This window comes from Xanthomonas sp. NCPPB 3005, from assembly GCF_041228095.2.
GTDB lineage: Bacteria > Pseudomonadota > Gammaproteobacteria > Xanthomonadales > Xanthomonadaceae > Xanthomonas_A > Xanthomonas_A bonasiae.
In genome coordinates, this window is the sequence record NZ_CP166096.2 from 1,394,357 (window position 1) to 1,413,138 (window position 18,782).

The 18,782-nt window shown below is 66.6% G+C and carries 15 protein-coding genes and 1 tRNA gene; 8 read left to right on the top strand and 8 right to left on the bottom strand.

The features are described from left to right. Window positions 1-4: 4 nt before the first annotated feature. The 4 genes from AB8810_RS06015 to thiS form a co-directional block, all read right to left on the bottom strand. Window positions 5-1,873, bottom strand: a complete 1,869-nt coding sequence (locus AB8810_RS06015) for an SLC13 family permease (RefSeq protein WP_179566695.1) — start codon at window positions 1,871-1,873, stop codon at window positions 5-7. Between the two features lie 66 nt (window positions 1,874-1,939). Next, complete coding sequence (trmB, locus tag AB8810_RS06020) at window positions 1,940-2,728, bottom strand: tRNA (guanosine(46)-N7)-methyltransferase TrmB (RefSeq protein ID WP_206256809.1); 789 nt, start codon at window positions 2,726-2,728, stop codon at window positions 1,940-1,942. A gap of 10 nt (window positions 2,729-2,738) precedes the next feature. Next, window positions 2,739-3,533 (bottom strand): thiazole synthase, encoded by a 795-nt coding sequence (locus AB8810_RS06025; protein ID WP_206256808.1) that lies wholly within the window; start codon window positions 3,531-3,533, stop codon window positions 2,739-2,741. A gap of 55 nt (window positions 3,534-3,588) precedes the next feature. Continuing rightward, window positions 3,589-3,789 (bottom strand): sulfur carrier protein ThiS, encoded by a 201-nt coding sequence (gene thiS, locus AB8810_RS06030; protein ID WP_369916631.1) that lies wholly within the window; start codon window positions 3,787-3,789, stop codon window positions 3,589-3,591. A gap of 154 nt (window positions 3,790-3,943) precedes the next feature. On the opposite strand from thiS, the gene AB8810_RS06035 reads away from it, so the two are divergent. The 3 genes from AB8810_RS06035 to AB8810_RS06045 all read left to right on the top strand — a co-directional run bounded on the left by AB8810_RS06035 (window position 3,944) and on the right by AB8810_RS06045 (window position 7,478). Next, window positions 3,944-5,764, top strand: coding sequence for an autotransporter outer membrane beta-barrel domain-containing protein (locus tag AB8810_RS06035; protein ID WP_179566689.1), 1,821 nt, complete (start codon window positions 3,944-3,946; stop codon window positions 5,762-5,764). Between the two features lie 265 nt (window positions 5,765-6,029). Then, window positions 6,030-6,103: transfer RNA gene (locus tag AB8810_RS06040), tRNA-Gly, on the top strand. Between the two features lie 610 nt (window positions 6,104-6,713). Then, entirely contained in the window at window positions 6,714-7,478 is a 765-nt protein-coding gene (locus AB8810_RS06045; RefSeq protein ID WP_369915830.1) for a hypothetical protein, read from the top strand. Window positions 7,479-7,523: 45 nt separating this feature from the next. Here AB8810_RS06045 and AB8810_RS06050 read toward each other — a convergent pair whose 3' ends face one another. Together AB8810_RS06050 and AB8810_RS06055 are read right to left on the bottom strand one after the other, a co-directional pair. Beyond that, window positions 7,524-7,823, bottom strand: a complete 300-nt coding sequence (locus AB8810_RS06050) for a hypothetical protein (protein WP_179566669.1) — start codon at window positions 7,821-7,823, stop codon at window positions 7,524-7,526. A gap of 161 nt (window positions 7,824-7,984) precedes the next feature. Next, on the bottom strand, window positions 7,985-9,154 hold the full coding sequence (locus tag AB8810_RS06055) for a serine hydrolase (RefSeq protein ID WP_218848134.1): 1,170 nt from the start codon (window positions 9,152-9,154) through the stop codon (window positions 7,985-7,987). 269 nt (window positions 9,155-9,423) lie between these two features. Here AB8810_RS06055 and AB8810_RS06060 point away from each other — a divergent pair, with 269 nt between their 5' ends. Next, window positions 9,424-11,511 carry a phosphocholine-specific phospholipase C gene (locus tag AB8810_RS06060; RefSeq protein WP_369915832.1) on the top strand — a complete coding sequence of 696 codons (2,088 nt, stop codon included), beginning with the start codon at window positions 9,424-9,426 and terminating at the stop codon, window positions 11,509-11,511. Window positions 11,512-11,779: 268 nt separating this feature from the next. Here AB8810_RS06060 and AB8810_RS06065 read toward each other — a convergent pair whose 3' ends face one another. Next, window positions 11,780-14,077, bottom strand: coding sequence for a TonB-dependent receptor family protein (locus AB8810_RS06065; protein WP_369915833.1), 2,298 nt, complete (start codon window positions 14,075-14,077; stop codon window positions 11,780-11,782). 295 nt (window positions 14,078-14,372) lie between these two features. Between AB8810_RS06065 and rimK the strand changes: the two genes are divergently transcribed. The 4 genes from rimK (at window position 14,373) to AB8810_RS06085 (ending at window position 18,021) form a co-directional block, all read left to right on the top strand. Next, window positions 14,373-15,266: a 30S ribosomal protein S6--L-glutamate ligase gene (rimK, locus tag AB8810_RS06070; RefSeq protein WP_179566666.1), complete on the top strand. Its 894-nt coding sequence runs from the start codon at window positions 14,373-14,375 to the stop codon at window positions 15,264-15,266. Window positions 15,267-15,531: 265 nt separating this feature from the next. Next, the gene (locus tag AB8810_RS06075; RefSeq protein ID WP_369915834.1) at window positions 15,532-15,990 is read left to right on the top strand and encodes a hypothetical protein; all 459 of its coding nucleotides are present in this window, start codon (window positions 15,532-15,534) and stop codon (window positions 15,988-15,990) included. A gap of 14 nt (window positions 15,991-16,004) precedes the next feature. Next, complete coding sequence (locus AB8810_RS06080; RefSeq protein ID WP_046978044.1) at window positions 16,005-16,682, top strand: response regulator transcription factor; 678 nt, start codon at window positions 16,005-16,007, stop codon at window positions 16,680-16,682. After that, on the top strand, window positions 16,675-18,021 hold the full coding sequence (locus tag AB8810_RS06085) for a sensor histidine kinase (RefSeq protein ID WP_369915835.1): 1,347 nt from the start codon (window positions 16,675-16,677) through the stop codon (window positions 18,019-18,021). Before AB8810_RS06080 ends, AB8810_RS06085 begins: the two co-directional genes overlap by 8 nt. Before the next feature lie 128 nt (window positions 18,022-18,149). Here AB8810_RS06085 and coaE read toward each other — a convergent pair whose 3' ends face one another. Beyond that, window positions 18,150-18,770 (bottom strand): dephospho-CoA kinase, encoded by a 621-nt coding sequence (gene coaE, locus AB8810_RS06090; protein ID WP_369915836.1) that lies wholly within the window; start codon window positions 18,768-18,770, stop codon window positions 18,150-18,152. Window positions 18,771-18,782 lie beyond the last annotated feature (12 nt).

Here is an 18,782-nt window from a genome sequence, read left to right on the forward strand (position 1 = left end):
GCGCCTAGAACGCGCCCCACCAGGCCATCGACATCAGGTTGACCATCAGCACCACCACCGCGGTATAGATCAGCGACAGCGGCGCGCCGACGCGCCACAGTTCGCGCGGCTGATAGTTGGCCGGGCCGGTGATCATCGAGATCACCGGGTTGGACGCGGTCATCAGGTTGTTGGACGCCGACAGCGCCACGATCAGCGCGAACGCGGTGGGATTGCCGCCGGCGGCCAGCGCCAGGTTGACCGCGATCGGCACCATCACGATGGTCGCGCCGACGTGGCTGATCACCAGCGAGAACGCGGTGGTCAGCAGCGCCAGCGCGATCTCCAGCGCCCACACCGGCACGCCCTCGGGCAGTCGCGCGATGGTGTGGCCGGCGACCCACGCCGCCGCGCCGCTGCTGTCCATCGCCCAGCCCAGCGGGATCAGCCCGGCCATCATGAAGATGGTCTTCCAGTTGATCGAGGCGTAGGCCTCGTCCATGCGCAGCACGCCGGTCAGCAGCATGCCGGCCACGCCGGTCATCAGCGTCAGCGCCACCGGCAGCTTGCTGGTCAGCGCGATCAGGATGGTCAGCGCGAAGATCGTCATCGCGATCTTGAACTTGTGCGGGCGGTGCTCGCCCTTCGGATAGTCGGTGACCACGACGAAGTCGCGGCTCTCCGAGGCCTGCGCCAGGTCCTGCCAGATGCTGTGGAACACCAGCATGTCGCCGGCGCGCAGATGCACCTTGCGCACGTCCTCGCGGATCACCTGCTTGTCGCGGTTGATCGCCAGCAGGCTGATCCCGGCCTGCTTGCGCAGGCGCAGCTCGGCCGCGCTCTTGCCGATGAAGCGCGAGGTGGGCGGGATCACCGCCTCGGAGATGCCGGCGCGGCTGGGATTGAACAGGTCGCCCAGGTTGCGCAGCCGCGAGGACAGGCGCAGGAACTGGTTCTGCGCGAAATCGGCCACCTGCTGGCGCGCGCCCATCACCCCGAGCACGCTGCCGACCCAGATGCGCATGTCCGCCGGCGGTGCCAGGCGGGTATCGTTGCCGGTCTTCAGGGCCAGCAGCAGCGGCGCGTCGTGCACCGTCTCCGCTTCGCCCAGGGTCATGCCGACCAGCGGACTGTCGGCGCTGACGATCAGTTCGAACACGTCGCCCTCGATGCCGTAGGTGCGCGCGAAGTAGCTCTCGGTGCGCGCCGGGGTGACCCCGTTGTTGATCAGCTGTTCTTCTTCCATCAGCGTGCGGTCGCCGCGCACGCGGAAGTAGATCAGCGAGGCCAGCAGCAGCGCCACGCCGATCGGCAGCGGCGCGAACATGCGCAGCGGCTCGATCGTGGCCATGCCCGAGGGCAGGTTGTTGTTGGCCGACTGCAGCAGGTCGTTGAGCAGGATCAGCGGCGAGTTGCCGACCATGGTCAGCGCGCCGCCCATCACGATCGCCGCGGCGATCGGCAGCAGCAGGCGCTGCAGGGTCAGCCCGGTGCGCGCGGCCAGGCGCGAGGCCACCGGCAGGTACAGCGCCATCACCGAGGGGTTCTGCATGAACGAGGAATTGAGCCCGGCGATGCCGGTGGTCAGCAGCATCAGCCGCTCTTCCACGCCGTGCGCGCGGCGCAGCAGCCACGACGCCAGCCGGTTCAGCGCGCCGGTGCGCTCCAGCCCGGCGCCGAGGATGGTGGTGGCGATGATGCTCATCACCGCGTTGCCGGAGAAGCCGCTGAACAGCTCTTCCGGCGCGATCAGCCCGGTGACGCCGAGCACCACCAGCACCACCAGCGCGACCACGTCGGCGCGGATGCGCTCGAACACGAACATCGCCATCGTGAAGCCGACCAGCCCGAGCACGAGCTTCATATCGGTGGTCAGCGTCAGCGCGGTGTCCATGCGGGGCCGGGAATGGGGAATCGGGAATGGAGAATGGCAGAAGCGATGGTCTGACGCAGGCTGGCGCTATGCGGATGCCGGGGGTGGTGGTTGCTGTTCCGATTCCCCATTCCCTACGGCCGATTCCCGGTCGTAAAGCAAATCCCACACGCCATGGCCCAGCTTCTGGCCGCGGGTCTCGAAATGGGTCTGCGGGCGCCAGTCCGGGCGCGGCACGTGGCCGCGCGGGCCGGCACGGTTGACCAGGCCTGCGGTGGCATCGAGCACGTCCCACATCTGCTCGGCGTAGTCGGCCCAGTCGGTGGCCGCGTGCAGGCGGCCGCCGGCGCGCAGCTTGCGCACCAGTAGCGCGGCGAACGCCGGCTGCAGCAGGCGGCGCTTGTTGTGGCGCTTCTTGTGCCACGGGTCGGGGAAGTAGATGCGCACTTCGTCGAGCGCGCCGTCGGCGATCTCGTGCTCCAGCACTTCCACCGCGTCGTGGTGGTACAGGCGCACGTGCTCGCTGCCGTCGGCGGCCAGCGCGTTCAACACGCGGCCCACGCCGGGCGCGTGCACTTCGATGCCGATGTAGTCGCGGGCCGGGTCGTGGCGTGCGGCGAAGCGCAGCGCCTCGCCGTTGCCGAAGCCGATCTCCAGCACCTTGCGCGCGGTGCGGCCGAAGGTGGCGTCGAGATCGCGCGGCTGGCCACTGTAGTCCAGGCCGAAACGCGGCCACAGCTCGTCGAACGCGCGCTGCTGGGCGGGCGTGAAGCGGCCCTGGCGCAGCACGAAACTGCGTACCTGGCGGCGGCCTTCCTCGATGGTGAAGGGCTTGGGCGGGGTCTTGGCGCCGGCGCTGGAGAACGGATCGGTCATGCGCGCGGCCTCAGCCGATCAGCCCGTCGACCGGCGACGACGCGCTGGCGTAGCGCTTGCGCGGAATGCGCCCCGCCAGGAACGCCTCGCGCCCGGCCTCGACCGCCTTGCGCATCGCGCTGGCCATCAGCACCGGGTTGCGCGCGCCGGCGATGGCGGTGTTCATCAGCACGCCGTCGCAGCCCAGCTCCATCGCGATCGCCGCGTCCGAGGCGGTGCCGACGCCGGCGTCGACGATGATCGGCACCTTGGCGTTGTCGATGATCTCCAGCAGGTTGTAGCGGTTCTGGATGCCCAGCCCGGAGCCGATCGGCGCGGCCAGCGGCATCACCGCCACGCAGCCGATCTCTTCCAGGCGCTTGGCCAGGATCGGGTCGTCGCTGGTATAGACCATCACCTCGAACCCGTCGGCGACCAGGATCTCGGCGGCCTTCAGGGTCTGCACCACGTCCGGGAACAGGGTGCGCTGGTCGCCCAGCACTTCCAGCTTGGTCAGGTTGTGGCCGTCGAGCAGCTCGCGCGCCAGGCGGCAGGTGCGCACCGCGTCCTCGGCGCTGTAGCAGCCGGCGGTGTTGGGCAGGATGGTGTAGCGCTCCGGCGGCAGCACGTCGAGCAGGTTGGGCTCGCCCGGGTTCTGGCCGATGTTGGAGCGGCGGATCGCCACGGTGACGATTTCGGCGGCGGCGGCCTCGGTGGCCTGCCGGGTCTGTTCCAGGTCGGCGAACTTGCCGGTGCCGGTGAGCAGGCGGGAACGGTAGGGCTTGCCGGCGATCACCAGCGCGTCGTGGGGGGCGTGAGCGTTCATCGCCGGATTATCGCCCATCGCACCCGGCGCTGCCGAGTCGGACGCCGCGCGGAATTCAGCCGCCGCCCAGCGCGTGCACGATCTCGACCCGGTCGCCGTCGCGCAGCAAGTGCTCGGCATGCGCGCCGCGCGGCACGATCGCGCCGTTGACTTCGACCGCGACGCGGCGCTGCGCCAGCCCCTCCTCGAGCAGCAGGACAGCGACGGTGGTGTGGGGTTGCAAGGAGCGGACCTGGCCGTTCAATTCGATGTTCATGTCATCATTGTGCAATGCGTGCCGCCGAGTGCGCGATTTATTGCGGCAGTGCAACGTGAGCGTGAGGGGCAGAGGTGAAATCATGCCTGCCATGCGGCTGCGTATGTTCTGGCCGTGCCCCGAGTCACCTTCATTATCGCCCGGGAGGGCATCCATGACTTCGTCCATCCGTCCACTCCGCTCGCTGCTGGCCGCCGCGATCGTGCTCGCCGCCGCGCCCGCGTTCGCACAGCAAACCTATAGCCGCACCGTGTTCTTCGGCGACAGCCTGACCGATGCCGGCTACTACCGGCCGCTGCTGCCGGCCTCGGCGCAGGCGGTGACCGGCCAGTTCACGACCAATCCGGACTGGGTCTGGGCGCAGTACATCGCCGACTACTACCACGTCGACGGCCACGCCAACGGCAACGGCCAGATCGGCGACAACTACGCCGCCGGCAACGCCCGCGTCGGCGTGGCCAACCCCAGCGCGCTGGGCGTGGCGCCGTCGCTGGCGACGCAGGCCAGCAACTACCTGGCCGCCAACGGCGGCAAGGCCGACCCGAATGCGCTGTACAGCGTGTGGGGCGGCGCCAACGACCTGCTCGCGGTCGCCGGCGGCGCGCCGGCGCAGACCACCATCGGCAACGCGGTGACGGCCGAGGTCGGCATCGTCGCCAGCCTGCAGAACGCCGGCGCGCGCTACGTCATGGTCACCACCATCCCCGATGTCGGCCTTACCCCGCGCTTCCGCGCCGGCGGCGCCACGGCGATGGCGCAGGGCACCGCGCTGGCCAGCAGCTACAACAGCGCGCTGTTCGCCGGGCTCAAGAGCGCCGGCCTGCAGGTGATCCCGGTGGATACCTTCCACCTGCTGCAGGAAGTGATCGCCAGCCCGTCCACCTACGGTTTCAGCAACTACACCGGCACCGCCTGCCAGCCGCAGATCACCTCGCAGTCGCTGACCTGCAACCCGACCAGCTACGTCAGCGCCGACGCCGCCGACAGCTACGTGTTCGCCGACGGCATCCATCCCACCGGCCGCACCCACGAAATCCTGGCGCAGTACGCGCTGTCGATCCTGGAAGGCCCGCGCCTGCAGCAGGTGCTGAGCCACTCGGCCGAAGTCACCGGCCGCTCGCGCGCCGACCAGGTCGCCTGGCACGTCGACGGCCGCCCGGACGCGGACGGCATGCGCTGGTGGGGCAACCTGCGCGGCGACATGCAGCGCTATGCGCACGGCGACCTGTACGACGGCCTGGCCCCGGCCGGCCTGTTCGGCGTGGACTGGTCGCGCGGCGAGTGGGTGTTCGGCGGCTTCGGCGGCTTCGGTCGCGTGGATGCCGATTTCGGCAACCGCGGCGGCGACTACACCCAGGACGACAGCACCCTGGGCGGCTTCGCCGGCTGGTATGGCGAGCACGCCTGGGTCAACGCCCAGATCAGCTACAGCTGGCTGAGCTACGACGTCAAGCGCAAGGTCAACCTCGGCCCGGCCACCATCGAGCACAACGGCTCGCCGGACGGCAGCAACCTGACCGCGGCGCTGCAGGGCGGCTACGAGTTCGGCGAGGGCACGTTCAAGCACGGCCCGGTGGCCGCGGCGATCTGGCAGAAGGTCAAGCTCGACGGCTACACCGAGAGCAACCCGAACTCCAGCGCGCTGGGCTACTACGACCAGGACGTCGAGTCGCTGGTCGGCCGCGTCGGCTGGAAGGCCGGCCTGGATCTGGGCGCGGTGAAGCCGTACCTGCAGGCGACCTACGACCACGAGTTCAAGAAGGGCGAGCAGGCCACCGCGTGGCTGCAGACCATGCCCGACCTGGGCGCCTACGCGGTGCCGGGCCTGGCCATCGACCGCAACTACGCCTCGGTGGTGCTGGGCGCGCGGACCAAGCTGTGGGGCCTGGAGAGCAATGTCGGCATCGCCGCCACCACCGGCCAGAGCCGCGCGCACGACACCTCGCTGTTCGTGAACTTCGGCGGCAGCTTCTAAGCGCGGCGCCGTGGTTGTCCCTCGTGCCCGGCCCTGCGCCGGGCGCGAGGGAGTGTCGGCAACGGGCGCCGCCGGAACGGCTCCCTGTGGGATGGGCTTCAGCCCCGACGCCCTAGCGATAAGGCGTCGGGGCTGAAGCCCTTCCCGTAAAAAATCCCATCTGCAAGTACCGGCATCGCGTGGGCGCCGGCGCGCCATCGCCGCCGCTTGGTCGCACCGATTTCTTGCGCAACCGCCGGCCCACCGCATAGACTGCACCGGCGACGCGGGCGTAGCTCAATGGTAGAGCTGTAGCTTCCCAAGCTACTGACGAGGGTTCGATTCCCTTCGCCCGCTCCAGTCTCGCGAATTCCAGTGCCAAGTTGTTGACCGCGCTGGTTATTCCTTCCGGCTGAAGACCGCCTCGAACGACCTCCCAAAGTATCGTTTGAGGTATCGTTTTCGCCAAAACCACTCTTGCTGCATCGGCCATCAGGCCTCTACGTGCACTTCTTGGTTCCTGCTGATTTGCGGGGGCAAGTCGGCTCGCGTTTTCTGGTTCGTCCTCTCCATCTTCGACCCGGCGATGCTGCGCGTCTGGTGTCTGCCTACGGTCAGTCGACCAGCTGGCTCTTCAGCCAAGGCGAGTATCTTGGAACCATCCAGGTTGGCGGGGGATTTCTGCGTCAAGTCTATGACATAACGCTCTATCACGACACACATCCCGGTAGTACTGGATTGGTTTTCTATAGGGCGGACTTAGTCGATTATCCTGTGGGTCGAGAAGTAGATCGTGCCCTGAGGGATATGAAGAACGTCGCTCCTTGGTACGTCTTGCCCACACTCGGAAACTGGTTATCTCCTGAAAAGTAAGAGCGATCTTCATTTGCAAATTTCAAGCGAAAATCTGAAACTAGCCCCGATAGACGAGATTTTCGTCGGCCGGGGTTTTTCAAGTATCCGAGGTGAGATGTCTCTGGCGACAGCAGTTTTTGGATCTGATGGCTATCAAAAGTTCATTGAAAATCAGTCCTTCCCAGAATTCTTTGTTGCTGCCAACGGTCGCGAGAGTGAGCTTGGCGTCCGACTCGCGGAGTGGAATGCCACCTCTCGAGAAGAGGTGAATAAGGCCATTGGGCTCATCTTGGATGATCCTATTCTCGATTTCTTGCGAAAGCGTGATTTGCTCGTCCGGTTCTTTCCTGAACAATTAGGACAGATGCTATCTGCGCATCTGCGGGGCTATCAAGAAAGCGTCGAGCAAGAGGTTGAGAATCTCTGTGTCGTCACACGCGGATCTGCCATCGAGTTGAAAGGAGGAGAATCGATCGTTGCGCGGAAGCAAATATTCAATGAAGTGGCGAGAGACGCCTTTGCGAGAATTGGGCTATCTGTTGCTGGCGAAAAGGATGGGTTGCTTCGGTTCTCTGGTGTAGTATGCGATGGTGCCAAGATATCGGCGCAGATGGAGCCTTCATCCCTCACTAGGGTATACATGACTTATACTTGGCCGACTATTCGATACTGGCCGTTGATGCAGTTTAGCTTCGTCGTCAAGAAGAGAGTTAAGGGCGAGAAGAAGGCGACGTTCATGATGCCGCCCGACGTCCAGTCACTGGCAGCGCTGCGTCTAGGTAAATACGAGGACAGTCACTCGTTAGAGGTTGCTGTGCGCGCTTTGGCGTTGTGGATCGAGCTGGGGTTTTTCGGTGGCCCACCCCAAAAGGATTGTTGAAGTGATCAGAACTATGAACCATTCCGGGCGGCGTAGAGGGGTAATTTAGAGGACGCTGGTGTCTACACTCAAGTCGGCTATCAGGTCATAGATGAGTTCCCGATGGATGTCGGTGGTCTCGATACGCCCCGATTCGCGAAGTCGCTCGTTGGGCCCATCGTTGAGGAAGCGAGATTTCACGTCGGCAGGTATCTGCACGCCGTCATGCGGTGTCAGCACGATCCCGATTTCGATGTCGCTGCTCAGCAACTCGATGCCAGAAAAATGCGTGCAGCGATGTGCTGCCCGCGCAACGACTTCGTCGCTGAACAAGCGCCGTTCAAGCGTGATCTTGAAGCCCTGCATCGCTCCGCGTTTCCCTCGCCGCTCCCCTGCGATAGTGGGACTTTGCGCCGAAGTTGGATGGCTTGCATCCCCTCGAATCAAAAAAAATTCTATGTTTCGTAGGCGAATACGTATTCTTTGAGCCTGCAGCAGAACCAGGCGTATGTGCCCGTTGTCGTCGCTCAGGACTGCGTGGCGATCGCAAACTCGTCGAGCTGGCGCTGCGACATGCTGCTGTTGTTGAGGATCACCACCGTTTCGTGCGTGTCCAGGCGGTGCGCGAGCAGCGAGCGATAGCCGGCGGTGTTGCCGGTTTCCCAGGCGTAGGTGCGGCGCTGGCCGCGCAGCGTCAGTGTCTTCACGCGGCCGCCGAGCGCATATTCTTCCGGCATTTCCACCGTGTTGAGCTGGTGCAGCGACGCTGGCGACAGAAAGCCCTTGTCGTAGACGCGGTGCGCGGCCTGCATCAGGTCCTGTGCATTGCTGAAATACCCGACGGCCGCGGCGATGAAGCCCGGCCTGTCGTAGGTGCGGCGCTCGGGCGGCGACAGCGTCCGGTAGGAGGGAACCGTGGTCGGCGCGGTCGCGATCGCGGGGCCGGTGCCGGTATGGCGCAGCTCCAGCGGGTCCAAAACCAGGGTGCGGATCGCGTCCACGAAGGGCATGCCGGCGACCGCTTCGACGATCGCGTAGACGACGATCCAGTTGGCGAAGATGTAGTCGAACTTCGCGCCCGGCTCGAACGCGAGGTCGGCGCTGGCGAACCGGCGCACGGCCTCGGCGGCCGGTAGCTCGAGCGTCATCAGCGATGGGTCGGCCTTGGCGGCCGGGCCGTACTGCTCGGTCAGGCCGCTGCTGTTGGACAGCAGGCGCCGCAGATTGATACGCGCGCCGGTGTCGGCACGATAGTCCGGCAGCCAGGCGGTGATCGGCCGGTCGAGGTCGAGCTTGCGCTGTTCGACCAGGCGCAGGATCGCCAGGGTGGTGAACCATTTGGAGATCGAGGCGATCCCGTAGAGGTCGTCGATCTTCGCCGGCCGCTGCGCTTCCACGTCCACGATGCCGAAGGGCTGCGCGTAAGCGACCTTGCCATCGCGGGCGAGCAGGACGACGCCCTGGAAGGCGTTCGCCTTCGCCCACGCGTCGATGATGGCTGGCGCGTTCTTCGCGGCCGCCGATGCGGGGCGAGGTAGTGCGGTCAGCAGCAGCGCCGCGCCGGAAGCGGCCAGGAACGATCGCCGCGACATCGGCGCAGTGATGGCGGCATCGATCATGGCATCGTCTCCGGATGATCGGCGCCGGCGAAGCGCGATGCGCCGGACGCGACCGTTGCTGGCGTCCATGGCGTCCATGGCGCCAATCGCGCGGATGCGCGCGGCGCTGTCAGCCAGGCGATGGTGTCAGACACGCTGGCAGTACGGGCACCCACTTCCATTCGGTTCCCCTCGTATGGTCTCGGTCCAGCGCAGGAGGCTGACGATGCGCCGATGGCCAAGAGCATAGCCGGACCATCGTGTCATTGACCTGCGCGCCCGCCGCGGCACGGCCTGTCAAACCCGCTTCATCTGCGGCACCTACGCTGGCCGGTCAGTGAGCGCAAGCTCGTCGCCGGTTTCTGCCCATGGTCGAACACAGTCGTCGCCGTTTCCTCGCCAGCGCATCCCTGGCCCTCGGCGCCGGGGCGGTCATGCCGCTGTTGCCCGGGGCCATCCGCAGCGCGCTGGCAGTGCCGCCGGCGCGGGTCACCGGCACCGTGCAGGACGTGCAGCACGTAGTGATCCTGATGCAGGAGAACCGCTCGTTCGACCACTACTTCGGTTGCCTGCGCGGCGTGCGCGGCTTCGGCGATCCTAGACCGCTGCAGCTGCCTAGCGGACGCCCGGTCTGGTGCCAGCCCGAGCCCGGCGCCGGCGATCGCTACGTGCTGCCGTTCCGTCTCAACGGCCAGACCAGCAGCGCGCAGTGGATGCAGGGCCTCAACCACGACTGGAAGGGCTCGCACGAGACCTGGAAGCACCACGACGCCTGGATCGCGCAGAAGACGGCGATGACCATGGGCCACTTTCAGCGCGAGGACGTGCCGTTCTACTACGCGCTGGCCGACGCCTTCACCATCTGCGACGGCTACCACGCCTCGCTGTTCGGCCCGACCAATCCCAACCGCATGTACATGTTCACCGGCACCAGCGGCCTGAGCGTCGGCAACGACGGCGAGCAGGCGGTGAACAACCGCGACGACGGCAACTGGACCGCCGACATGGCGCGCGACAATCCGGCGTTTCCCGGCTACACGTGGACCACCTATTCCGAACGCCTGCAGCAGGCCGGAGTGAGTTGGCAGGTCTACCAGGAGTTCGACAACTACGGCGACAACAGCCATCCGTACTTCGCCAATTTCCGCAATCTCGACCGCAGTTCCCCCTTGTACCGGCGCGGCCGCGCGATCGTGCCGGGCTCCACCGCCGACAACGCCAAGGCCTCGCGCGGCGAGCACCTGATCGCCGCGTTCGAACGCGACGTGCGCAGCGGCAGCTTGCCGCAGGTGTCGTGGATCGTGGCGCCGTATCTGCTCAGCGAGCATCCCGAGGCCACCCCGGCCTATGGCGAATCGCTCAGCGCGCGCCTGCTGGAGGTGCTGGCGGCATCGCCGGAGGTCTGGTCCAAAACGGTGTTCCTGATCAACTACGACGAGAACGACGGCTTCTTCGACCACGTGCCGCCGGCGCTGCCGGCGACCGATCCGGGCATGGGCGCCAGCAATGTCGACGTGCGCGGCGAGGACTACCACGGCGTCCCGCTCGGCCTCGGTCCGCGCGTGCCGATGCTGGTGGTGTCGCCATGGAGCCGCGGCGGCTGGGTCGATTCGCAGGTGTTCGACCACACCTCGGTGATCCGCTTCCTGGAGCGCCGCTTCGGCGTCGCCGAACCCAACATCGGTCCGTGGCGCCGCGCGATCGCCGGCGACCTGACTTCGGCGCTGGATTTCGCCGGGCACGACGACGCCCGCGTCGCCTTGCCGGACACCCGCGACTTCATCGCCCGGGTCGACGCGACCGTGGCCTTGCCGGCGCCGCAGCGACCCGCGCAGCAGGCCTTGCCGGCGCAAGAGCCGGGCCTGCGCCCGGCGCGCGCGCTGCCCTACGATTTCGATGTGCGCTTGCAGGCGGGAGCGCGGCAGCCGACGCTGCGCATGCTCAACCGCAGTACCGTCGGCGTCGCGCTGAACGCCTATGCCGACGGCGGCAGCGCCGGCCCGTGGTTCTACACGATCGCGGCGGGCAGCGAATTGCACGATGCGCGCGACTGGCGCGGCGCGGCGACCGATCTCGGCTACGCGTTGCGCGTGCATGGCCCCAATGGGTTCCTGCGCGAGTTTCACGGCGACGGCGTGACCGATGCGGGGCTGCAGGCCGATGCCGACTACGACGCGGCCAGCCAATGCCTGCTGCTGGAACTGCGCAATGCCGGTGCGCAGCCATGCCGGCTGCGGGTCCGCGATGGCTACCGCGGTGGGGCGGAGCAGGCGTTCGAACTGGGGGGCGGCGCACGCCAGACGCTGAGCTTTCCGTTGGCGGCGCAGCACCATTGGTACGATCTGGAGATCGCGAGCACGTCCATGCCGCAGTGGCGGCGGCGCCTGGCCGGGCACATCGAGACCGGCCGTCCGAGCATGAGCGATCCGGCGATCGGCCGCGCTGTCGCCGGGTAGCTGTCGCTCTATTCAATAGGGTGGCGTCCCCACGCCGTGTGTCGCGGCTGAAGCCGCTCCTACAAAAGCGCGCAATGTCGGGCTCTTGTAGGAGCGGCTTCAGCCGCGACCGATGTCGCCGTCAATGCGACCTCCCACAGCACCACGCACTATCGAAAAAGCCGCCAGATGGCGGCTTCATGCGTGCGGTTTTGCACCGGGAAAACGCAAGGCGCCGCCGCTGCTCCCGCAACGGCGGCGCGATCGCCTTCCCTGGCGAGGCGTCAACTCAGAATTTGCCGCTGAAGGTGACGAAGAACTGCCGCGGCGCGCCGGCCATCAGCGTCTGGTTGTAGCCGTTCGGATCGGAGACCACGTAGCCATTGGTGCCGACGGTGGCGAAGTAGCGCTTGTCGAACAGGTTGGTGACGTTGGCGCTCAGGCCAAGGTTCTGGAACATGCCGACCTCGCCGAAGTCGTAGCCCGCGCTCAGGTCGAAGCGCCAGTAGCTCGGCACCGACGAGTCGTTGAGGTAGCTGATGTAGCGGCGGCCGGTGTACTTGCCGTCCAGCGCCGCGTGCCAGCCGGCGTTCTCATAGGCCAGGCTGCTGGAGAACATCCACTCCGGGATGCCGACCACGCGCTTGCCCGAGGTGGCCACCACACCGCCGTTGAGATAGTCGTCCTGGTAGGTGGAGTCGTCGTAGGACAGCGAGTTGAGCCAGCGCAGCTGCGCGATCGGGCGCCACATCACCGCCAGGTCGGCGCCCTGGCTGCGCACCGAGCCGACGTTGTTGAGCGTGGCCGAGCAGGTCTGGATCGCGCTGCACGGCGAGGTCACCAGCAGGCGGTCGTCGAAGGTGGTGTGGTACAGCGCCAGCGATGCCTCGATGCCATCGCCGCGCACGCGATAGCCCAGTTCGTAGGTCTGCGCGGTTTCCGGCTCCAGCGATTTCTTGATCGCGTCGAACGCCGCCTGCGATTCCTGGAACGGGGTGAAGCCGAAGCCGGCCATGTTCTTGTTGTAGGACGCGTAGAGTTCCTGGTGCTCGTCGAGCTTGTAGTTCACGCCCACCTGCGGCAACAGATCCGAATCGGCCTTGATCTCGCCGGCCGCGTAGGAGGTGGTCGGCACCAGCGACTGCGCGGTGGTGTCCACCTGCAGCTTCTTGGCGCCGAAGTTCAGGGTCAGGCGGTCGTCGAGCAGGCGCAGCGTGTCCTGCGCATAGAACATGCGCGTGTCGGTCTCGTAGTGCTGGGCGAAGCCGCGGGCGAACAGGGTGCCGGACTTGTTGAAGTAGTACAGATCGGTGAACGGGCCATCGAGCAGGAAGTAGTTGCGCTCCTGCACGGTCTTGGCGTTCTGGTACCAGCCGCCGATCTCGATCTCGTTACCGGCGACGGTGAAATTCAGCGACGCGGTGACGCCATGCCGGTTGAGACGATAGTCGGTGGTGCGCATCGACAGCGGTACCGTGGCCGAGGACGCCACGTACGGCGTGGTCCATTGGCCTTCGCCGTTGTTGTCGTGGTAGTAGCCGGCCAGGTTCAGCGTGGCGTTGCCGCCCAGGTTGAACGCGCCGCTGAGCGCGGCCAGGTTGTCGTCGCGCAGGCCGGCGCCGGAGTAGTAGGTGGCGTCGGCCTTGCCGTAGTCGGCGGGCAGGGCGTTCAAGGACGCCGGGTAGCTGCCGTTGCCGTTGAGCGCGTTGGCGATCTGCACCGCGCTGTTCCAGTCCGGCATCAGGTAGTCCCAGTCCCAACCCAGCGCTTTCTGCGAGGTCAGCGACAGGTCCATGATGTCGTATTCCTTGCGCTTGGAGCTGTCCAGGAACAGGCTAACGCGGTTGCCGTCGCCCCACTGGTACAGCGCCTTGAGGTTGGCCTGGTTGTACTCGTTGTTGCCGTAGCCTTTCCACTTGTCCACCTCGCCGTGCACGATCGAGGTGTACATCGAGAAGCCGTTGATGTCGCCGATGTCGCCGCGCAGATAGGTGCGGCGGGTGGAATCGGAACCGAAGGTCTGGCTGAAGCGGATGCCCGGCGTGGCGTCCGGATCGTCGGAGTAGTAGCGCACGGTGCCGCCGAGGTTGCTGCTCGAGGCGGTGCCCAGGGCGCCGGCGCCCTGCGACAGTTCCACCGAGCCGACGTTCTCGGAGATGATCGCGCGGGTCACCTGCAGGCCATCGCTGACGCCGTAGCTCATGGTGCCCAGCGGCACGCCGTCCAGGGTGAAGCCGAGGCGGCTCTGGTCGAAACCGTGCAGGCTGATCGCGGTCGACCACTCGTAGGAACCCCACGCATCGGCCGACTGGAACTGCACGCCCGGCAACTTGTCCAGCACCTTCAGCGCGCTGGTGCCGGGCGCTTCGATGCCGATGTCCTCGCGGGTGATGCGCTGCACCTGGCGGGTGGTGCCGGTGGACACCACGGTGATCGCATCGAGCATGGTCGCGTCGCTGCCGCCGGCGGTGGCCGTGGCCTCGGCGTCGGCCGGTGCGGTCTCGGCCAGCGCGGCGAAGGCCGGCAGCGCGGACGCGACGGCGAGCACCAGCGCATGCAGGCGCAAGGATCGGGAGGTGGGGGTCATCGAAATTCACCAATAAAAGGGGGGAGGCGTTGGGGCCTGGCGTGCGATGCGTGACAGCCAACACACGGCCTGTGCGGCCCGCTCGCCACCATGCAACGGTTTTGTGAACGTTTCGGGGCGGTTCCGTGTCGTCTGTGGGACAGCGTGTCTGCAGATGCCGGCCGCCGAGCGGGCATGCCAAGGCCGGTCATGCGCCGCCGCCACGTTCGCGTGCGAACCATCGGGCATGGCGCCGATCCCGCAGCGCCGACGGCGCAACGTATGATGCCGGGCCAGCCACCGCCGTCGCGCCTCGATGAAGCTCGCCATCCTGTCCCGCAACACCAAGCTGTATTCGACGCGGCGCCTGGTCGAGGCCGGCCGCGAGCGCGGGCACACGGTGCGTGTGCTCGACCCGCTGCGTTGTTACATGCGCATCGCGGCCGGGGCCTTCACCATGCATTACAAGGGCAAGCCGATCACCGGCTACGACGCGGTGATCCCGCGCATCGGCAATTCCGTCACCCGCTACGGCACCGCGGTGCTGCGTCAGCTGGAAATGATGGGGGTGCGCACGCCCAACCCGTCCGATGCGATCCTGCGCGCCCGCGACAAGCTGCGCGCGCACCAGTTGCTGGCGGCCAAGGGCATCGACATGCCGATGACCGTGTTCGGCGACAACCCCGACGACACCGGCGATCTGCTGTCGATGCTGGGCCCGCCGCCGCATGTGGTGAAGTTGAACGAAGGCACCCAGGGCACCGGCGTGATCCTCACCGAGAAGACCAGCGCCTCGCGCGGCATGGTCGAGGCGCTGCGCGGCCTGTACGCCAATTTCCTGGTGCAGGAGTTCATCGGCGAGGCCGAGGGGGCCGACCTGCGCTGCTTCGTGGTCGGCAACCAGGTGGTCGCGGCGATGCGCCGGCAGGCGCCGGAAGGGGACTTCCGCTCCAACCTGCATGTCGGCGGCAGCGCGCAGTTGGCGGTGGCCAGCCGCGGCGAGCAGGAGGTGGCGGTGCGCTCGGCCAAAGCCCTCGGCCTGGGCGTGGCCGGGGTCGACCTGATCCGCTCGCGGCGCGGCCCGCTGGTGCTGGAAGTCAACTCCACCCCGGGCCTGGAAGGGATCGAGGCGGTCTGCGGCCTGGATATCGCCGGCAAGGTCATCGAGCACCTCGAAGCCAGTCTGATTCGAAAGAAATCAGTAACTTAGGGCGATGTTCGGCCCTCCGTTCTGGCTTAACACGGGTTTAATTCCCGCCTGCGTATGCTTCGTCGGACCGCAGCTCTGCCCTCCTCAGCAGGAACGGTAATCGGGATATATCTTTCGGCCCAAGCGGCCTTGCCGCTTGGGTCTTTTTCTTTGTGCGGGGCGCTGCCGTCGGTGCAGCGCTCGGCCTGGGTCGTGCGCAGCTTGCAGCCCCGTTCGCCGGACGGCTACATTGTGATTCACACCACCAATCGCGTAGGGGACAGGGATGAAGAAGGTGATCGGTTTGATGCTGGGGATGGCGCTCGCATGCAGCGCGGTGGCGGCACCGAAAGGTGAGGCGCCCATGAACGTGAAGAAATCGTTCGCACAGCAACTCAGTACAATTCGCCAGCAGTTGGACGATGGCAAGACCTACTCCGAACTCAGTGCAGAAAATCGCAGCAAGGTGGAAGCCGCGCTGTCGCGCATGGCGACGGTGCTGAATGCACACCCTGACGTCGATACGCTGCGCGAGGAAGACAAGGTCGTGCTGTTCAACGATCAGGAAACGGTCAACTCGCTGCTGTCCAAGGCGTCGTCGGACAGCCGGCTGATCTGCAGGCGCGAAGCGGTCATCGGATCGCTGCGCACCACGACGCAATGCAAGACCGTGGCGGAACGCCGCCGCGACAACGAGGATGCGCAGGAATTGATGCGGCGCAATCCAACTGGCAAGTACGACTGACGGGGTAAATGTTGGTGCGAATTCTAGTGATCGAAGACAACAGCGATATCGCTGCCAACCTGGGCGACTACCTCGAAGACCGCGGGCACACGGTGGATTTCGCCGCCGATGGCGTCACCGGCCTGCATCTGGCGGTGGTGCACGAATTCGATGCCATCGTGCTCGACCTCAACCTGCCGGGCATGGACGGCATCGAAGTGTGCCGCAAGCTGCGCAACGAAGCGCGCAAGCAGACCCCGGTGCTGATGCTCACCGCCCGCGATTCGCTGGACAACAAGCTGGCAGGCTTCGATTCCGGCGCCGACGACTACCTGATCAAGCCGTTCGCGCTGCAGGAAGTGGAAGTGCGGCTCAACGCGCTGTCGCGCCGCGGCAAGGGCGTGCACACCCGCGTGCTGGAGACCGGCGACCTGGAATACAACCTGGATACGCTGGAAGTGCGGCGCCAGGGCAAGCTGCTGCAACTCAACCCGACCGCGCTGAAGATCCTGCAGGCGCTGATGGAGGCCTCGCCCGCAGTGGTGACCCGGCAGGAACTGGAAACCCGCGTGTGGGGCGAGGAGCTGCCGGATTCGGACTCGTTGCGCGTGCACATCCACGGCCTGCGCGCGGTGGTCGACAAGCCGTTCGAGGTGCCGATGATCCAGACCCGCCATGGCATCGGCTACCGCATCGCCGCGCCCGATGCCTGAAGCTGGAGAGTTGCCGCGGGCGGTGCGGCGGCGCGGACGCTACCGCCGCCGCCTGCGCAGCCGCATCATCCTGTCCTTCGTGCTGTTGGGCTTCGGCCTGACCGCACTGTTCGCGTTCGCCACCAACTGGGCGCGCGCGCGGGTGGAGAATCAGCTCGTCGAAGTGGTGTTGAACCGCAACATCGACGAGTACTCGCACCGGTATTTTTCCGAACCCTCCAAGAATCCCAATCCCGATCTGCCGTTGCAGCAGATGGTCGGCCGGGTAGTCAAGAGCGACCGTTTCGAGGCGCTCAAGCGTGAGCAGCCGGAGTGGTACAACTTCTCCGACGGCATCCACACCGTGTCCGGGCGCGACGAATCGGGCAAGCCGTTCTCCTACAAGATCGCCGTGCGCAAGACGCCGGAGGTGTGGTTCTTCCTCGCCTACGACATGACCCAGACCATCCAGGGCGAGGTGCAGCTCAATCGCACCCTGATCCTGTCGGTGCTGGTGTTCAGTGCGCTGTCGCTGGTGATCGGCTGGTGGTCGGCATCGCGAGTGATGCGCCCGGTGTCCGATCTGGCCGCGCGGCTGCGCGCCTACCGCGGCAGCAGCGATCCCAAGCCGCTGGCACCGCATTTCCCCGACGACGAAGTCGGCCAGCTGGCCGAAGCGCTGGACGACTATTCCGCCCGGCTCACCGAAGTGGTGCAGCGCGACCGCGAGTTCAACGCCGACGTCAGCCACGAGCTGCGCACGCCGCTGGCGGTGATCCGCGGCGCCACCGAACTGCTGCTGACCCGTCCCAATCTCGACGAGAAGGTGTTGCAGCGCCTGCAGCGCATCCAGCGCGCCGAACAGCAATGCAGCGACCTGATCGGTTCGCTGCTGCTGCTGTCGCGCAACGAGCGCGGGCAGGGCAACAGCAACGTGGCTAAGGTCGCCGAGCAACTGATCGAATCGCACCGCGCGCAGCTGGGCGGCAAGCCGCTGCAACTGTTGCTGGAGGGCGAGCGCAACCTGACCATCGACGCGCCGGAGTCGGCGCTGTCGGTGGCGCTGGGCAACCTGATCGGCAACGCGGTCAAGTACACCCAGGAAGGCCAGGTGGTGGTGCGAGTGCTGAGCGATGCGGTGCAGGTGATCGACTCCGGCCCCGGCCTCAGTGCGGAGGACGCCGCCAAGCTGTTCCAGCGCGGCTACCGCGGCACCCATGCCGGCCACTCGCAGGGCGGCGGCATCGGCCTGTCGATCGTCAGCCGCTTGTGCGATCTGTACGGCTGGCAGGTCAACGTGCGCCCGGGCACGTCCAAGGGCGTGGTGGCGACGCTGTGGTTCAGGCCGGCGGCGGGTTGAGATAGCGCCCGGCGAGATTGCCGAACGCCTTCGCATATCGCAGCTGTAGGAGCGGCTTCAGCCGCGACAGAGATTCCAGGGAGCGCGTGTCGCGGCTGAAGCCGCTCCTGCAAAAGCGCGCGGCACGCCTAGCCGATCTTCGCTGCCGCCGCCGCGCGATAGCGCCGATCCAGCGCATCCACCGCGTCCTGCAGCCGTTCGGCGTCGCCATCGTTCACCACCACATCGTCGGCGATCGCCAGCCGCGCCGCGCGCGTGGCCTGCGCCGAGATCATCCGCTGCGCCAGCTCGGCGGTGATGCCGTCGCGCTGCATCAGGCGCGCATGCTGCGTTGCCTCGGGTGCGTCGACGACCAGGATCCGGTCCAGCCAGGGATATGCGGTGCGCGCGCCGACTTCGGTCAACAACGGAATCGCCGCCACGGCGTAGGGGCTGGCGGCCTCGCGGCATGCCTGCTGCATCAGCGTACGAATCGCCGGGTGCGTGATCGCTTCCAGATCGCGGCGCGCCACTGGATCTTCGAAGATGCGCTGGCGCAGTGCAGCCCGATCCAGGCTGCCATCTTCGCGCAGGATCTGCGGACCGAAGCGGGCCACGATCTGCGCCAGCGCCGGATGCTCGGGCGCGACCACTGCGCGGGCGGCCACGTCGGCATCGGCCACGACGATGCCCTTGGCCTCGAAGCGGCGGCTCAGCTCGCTCTTGCCGGAGGCCACGCCGCCGGTGAGGCCGACGATGAAATCGCTCACCGCGCAGCTCCG

Coding starts and splice junctions, on each gene's coding strand:
- AB8810_RS06035 (WP_179566689.1), top strand. CDS start 3,944: ATGACTTCGTCCATCCGTCCACTCCGCTCGCTGCTGGCCGCCGCGATC.
- AB8810_RS06075 (WP_369915834.1), top strand. CDS start 15,532: ATGAAGAAGGTGATCGGTTTGATGCTGGGGATGGCGCTCGCATGCAGC.
- AB8810_RS06045 (WP_369915830.1), top strand. CDS start 6,714: ATGTCTCTGGCGACAGCAGTTTTTGGATCTGATGGCTATCAAAAGTTC.
- AB8810_RS06025 (WP_206256808.1), bottom strand. CDS start 3,533: ATGAACGCTCACGCCCCCCACGACGCGCTGGTGATCGCCGGCAAGCCC.
- thiS (WP_369916631.1), bottom strand. CDS start 3,789: ATGAACATCGAATTGAACGGCCAGGTCCGCTCCTTGCAACCCCACACC.
- AB8810_RS06085 (WP_369915835.1), top strand. CDS start 16,675: ATGCCTGAAGCTGGAGAGTTGCCGCGGGCGGTGCGGCGGCGCGGACGC.
- AB8810_RS06065 (WP_369915833.1), bottom strand. CDS start 14,077: ATGACCCCCACCTCCCGATCCTTGCGCCTGCATGCGCTGGTGCTCGCC.
- AB8810_RS06055 (WP_218848134.1), bottom strand. CDS start 9,154: ATGGACGCCATGGACGCCAGCAACGGTCGCGTCCGGCGCATCGCGCTT.
- AB8810_RS06060 (WP_369915832.1), top strand. CDS start 9,424: ATGGTCGAACACAGTCGTCGCCGTTTCCTCGCCAGCGCATCCCTGGCC.
- trmB (WP_206256809.1), bottom strand. CDS start 2,728: ATGACCGATCCGTTCTCCAGCGCCGGCGCCAAGACCCCGCCCAAGCCC.
- AB8810_RS06015 (WP_179566695.1), bottom strand. CDS start 1,873: ATGGACACCGCGCTGACGCTGACCACCGATATGAAGCTCGTGCTCGGG.
- rimK (WP_179566666.1), top strand. CDS start 14,373: ATGAAGCTCGCCATCCTGTCCCGCAACACCAAGCTGTATTCGACGCGG.
- AB8810_RS06050 (WP_179566669.1), bottom strand. CDS start 7,823: ATGCAGGGCTTCAAGATCACGCTTGAACGGCGCTTGTTCAGCGACGAA.